Origin of the sequence: Corallococcus sp. CA041A, from assembly GCF_003612075.1 — a bacterium.
Lineage (GTDB): Bacteria > Myxococcota > Myxococcia > Myxococcales > Myxococcaceae > Corallococcus > Corallococcus exiguus.
Genome location: NZ_RAWF01000468.1, coordinates 1 through 3493, shown reverse-complemented (window position 1 = coordinate 3493; position 3493 = coordinate 1). Strand labels below are relative to the sequence as shown.

3 protein-coding genes are annotated in these 3493 nt (G+C 70.8%); all 3 read left to right on the top strand.

What is annotated here, in order from left to right:
- The first annotated feature begins 391 nt into the window (after positions 1 to 391).
- Entirely contained in the window at positions 392 to 688 is a 297-nt protein-coding gene (locus D7V77_RS41095) for a hypothetical protein (RefSeq protein ID WP_120581615.1), read from the top strand.
- 242 nt (positions 689 to 930) lie between these two features.
- A complete protein-coding gene (locus D7V77_RS41090; protein WP_120581614.1) occupies positions 931 to 1515 on the top strand; it encodes a GAF domain-containing protein in 585 nt (194 codons plus the stop codon).
- 171 nt (positions 1516 to 1686) lie between these two features.
- The coding region (locus D7V77_RS41085) for a serine/threonine-protein kinase (protein ID WP_233597544.1) at positions 1687 to 3493 on the top strand (1807 nt) is incomplete at its 3' end.

The following is a 3493-nucleotide window of genomic DNA, read 5'->3' as shown; positions in this document are numbered from 1 at the left end:
GGCGAAGACCGAGGCCGCCGCCCCCGTCGAGGCGCAGGGTGAGGTGAAGACCGAGTCCAAGACCGAGACCAAGCACGAGGGCAAGGCCGGCAAGAAGGGCACGAAGACCAAGACCGAGAAGAAGACCACCACCGAGACGAAGACCGAGGGCTGATCCCTCGCTTCACTCGCGCCCTGTCCGCCTCCAAGGGACGGACAGGATGCGGTCCCGGCAGGGGCGCTCTCCTCACGAGGGCGCCCCTGTTGTCGTTTGGGCGTGGGAGCTTGCGCGCGAGCGGGCTCCACGTGACGGCGAGTGAATAAACAAACCTCCGCCCCCCTCTAGAGCCGCGATGACGATGCCCGGCGCACTCCAGCGCGGGCCGTCTGTCACGAATCCGAGCCCATCATCATGAAGACCTTCCTCGTCGCCGCCCTGTTCGCCGCCTCCACCGCCATCGCCTCCCCGCCGCCCACCAAGGCGCCCACGGATACGCGGGGCCCGGTCAATCCCCCCGCGACCGGCACCCTCGAGACCCCCACCGGCGACGGCATCCAGGCCGACCCGCACGCACCCGCGAAGACCGAGGGCAAGACCGAGGCGGCCACCGAGACCGCGCCCTCCGGCCGCACGGAGACGATGATGCAGGGCACCGGCGGCACCAAGAAGCCCGTGAAGGCCCCCGCCTCCAAGAAGTCCGCGCAGTAGTCCGCAGCCCTCCTCCAAGGGACGCACCACACGCCGTGCCCGAGCAGGGGCGCTCTCTTCACGAGGGCGCCCCTGTTCGCGTTTCCGGGCCCTGCAACGCTCCGACCCTCCTCTTCTTGGGTTTCCAGTAAAACCACCATTTGACAGGAACAGAGGAATCCTGCATAACGGGACATGTGTGGATGACAGCTCATCCACGACAGGAAGGGGTGACCCCCTCCCCCCCTTCAAGCGAGACGGTCATGGTGGAAGCGTTCACGAAGGTGTCCGAAGCGTCGCGGTTGCTGCTGGACAAGGGCCTGTGCCCGGCCACCGGTTCGGATGCGCTGGGCATGGTGGCCCGCCCGATGAAGGTGGACCGCGCGTGCCTCTTCGAGAACCGGACCACGAACCTGGCGGGCCGGTTCCTCACGGACCTGCGCTACGCCTGGGCGGAGCCGGGTGTGGTGTCCCCGCTGGCGCACCCGGTGCTGCGCTCGCTGCCGATGCGCGACTACGCGATGGCGTGGGCGGACATGCTGGAGGCGCAGATGGTGGTCTCCTGCACCACCAAGGAAGCGCCGCCGATGATGCGCGAGCTGCTGGAGCGCCAGGGCGTGCAGTCCGTGCTGATGTGCCCCATCGTCCCGGCCAAGCAGTGGTGGGGCTTCGTGGCCTTCGAGGACTGCCGCCAGGCCCGCCTGTGGCGCCCGGAGGAGATTTCGCTGCTCAAGTCGCTGGCGCGGGCCATTGGCGCGTCGGTGCGGCACGCGAACATGCGCTCCTCGCTGTCGCAGGTGCGCACCAACCTCACCAGCGTGCTGCGCCCCGTGGCCGGGGACACCTGAGCCGACACCGGAGCCGACCTGGGGAGCCCATTTGGAGCTCCCACGGGAAGTGACAGCACCCGGGTCATGGCCGCCCGCCCACCCGGCGAGCGGGAGGGGGCCGGAAGGGCAGCTGGGGAGCGGTAACGCGGCGCCCCGTTTCTGCTACCCTCGCCGCCCTGTCCCCAGCCCATGTCCTCGTTCGAGCCTACCGCCATCAGTCGTTCCCGGCCTCCTGATCTCGTCAGCGGCTACCGCCTGGAGAAGCTCGTCGGCGCTGGCGGCATGGGAGAGGTCCACAAGGCCACCCAGCTGTCGCTCGGCCGCACGGTCGCGGTGAAGCTGCTGAATCCGGACCTGGCCAAGGATCCGTCGTTCATCGCGCGCTTCCAGAAGGAAGCCGCGGCGCTGGCGACGCTGAGCCACCCCCACGTCGTCGCCATCGTCGACAAGGGGAAGACGGACAACACGTACTACCTGGTGATGGAGTTCGTGGACGGGCCGTCCCTGCGCGAGCTCATGCGCAACCCGTCCATGGACACGCCGGCGCTCCTGCGCCGGATGCTCGAAATCTGCCGGGCCATCGAGTACGCGCACGGCCGGGGCGTCATCCACCGCGACCTGAAGCCGGAGAACATCCTGCTGGATCAGCAGGCCGGCGGCATCGCGAAGGTGTCCGACTTCGGGCTGGCGTCCTTCCTGGACGACGCGTCCGCGGCGTCGCGCTTCGCGCTCACGTCCACGCACGTGTCCATGGGCACCATCTCGTACATGGCGCCCGAGCAGCGCGTGGACGCGAAGAGCGCGGACGCGCGCGCGGACATCTTCTCCCTGGGCGTCATCCTCTACGAGACCTTCACCGGCGAGGTGCCGCTGGGCACCTTTGATCCGCCGTCGCGCAAGCGCGCGGGGCTGGACTCGCGCGTGGACGCCATCGTGATGCGGTGCCTCAAGCCGGATCCGGACGAGCGCTATCCGTCCGTCGCCGCGCTCATCGCGGACCTGGAGCCGCTGGTTCCCGGAAGCCTGCTGTCCATGCCGCCGCTGAGACTGACGCGCTGGCAGCGGGCGAAGGCCTCGATGCGCCGCGCCGCGCGCGTGACGGCGCAGACGGCCGCGGGGGTGATGGTGCTGGCCGCCGCGGGCGTGTTGGGCGTGGCGTACAACCGCAGCGGGCAGGTGCGCGTCCAGCCGCCGCTGGCCGGCAAGGCCATCATGGACCAGGCGCTGCGGGACGCGCCCCGCAACGGCCCGGGCCGGGTGGAGGACGTCACCCCGGACAAGCGCCGCGTGACCATGGGAGACGGTCCGGATCTGCCCCAGATGCTGGTGGCCGGCCGGACGCTGAGCTTCGAGAACAAGGCCCTGGTCTTCCCTCCCGTGGACGACAACGAGGCGTCGCGCGTGGGCCGCGCGCGCGTGGATGTGCTGGGGCTGGTGGGCGGTGTGGCCCGGCTGACCGCGCGCGTGCGCGCTGAAGCTCCGCCGACCACGTGGAAGCGCCGCCTGAAGGAAGTCTGGGACGGCCCGCCGCCGGAGCCGGTGGCCTCGCTGGGGCTGATGGGCCGGGACGGCCGCTACGTCACGCTCGTGCACCACGGCGCGGGCGCGCCGCTGACCCTGGAGTGGTCCCTGGGCGAGCGCGGCGGCGCCATGCTGGGCCTCGCGTCCCCGGAGGGCGAGGTGCGGCTGGAGCTGTTCGTCACCGAGGACGGCGTGATGCAGGCCTTCGTCGGCCAGGGGAAGGACCAGCGCCCCATCGCGGAGCCGCTGAACCTGGGCCCGGACTGGCAGGCCCACTTCGGCGAGCCCCCCGTGCCGGCCATCGGCTGCATCGAGGGCACCTGCACCATCGAGGGGCTCACCTACACGGTGGACAAGCCCGCGCCCGTGACGGAGGCCCCGTCCACGCCGGTGGTCGTCGTCCCGCAGGCGCCGGTGCGCACGGTGGCCGCCAACACGGTGCCGGCGAAGGCGGTGGTGGCCAAGAAGCCCGCCC

Excerpts from the sequence above, each read along its gene's own strand:
- D7V77_RS41095 (WP_120581615.1), top strand. The coding sequence starts at position 392 with ATGAAGACCTTCCTCGTCGCCGCCCTGTTCGCCGCCTCCACCGCCATC.
- D7V77_RS41090 (WP_120581614.1), top strand. The coding sequence starts at position 931 with ATGGTGGAAGCGTTCACGAAGGTGTCCGAAGCGTCGCGGTTGCTGCTG.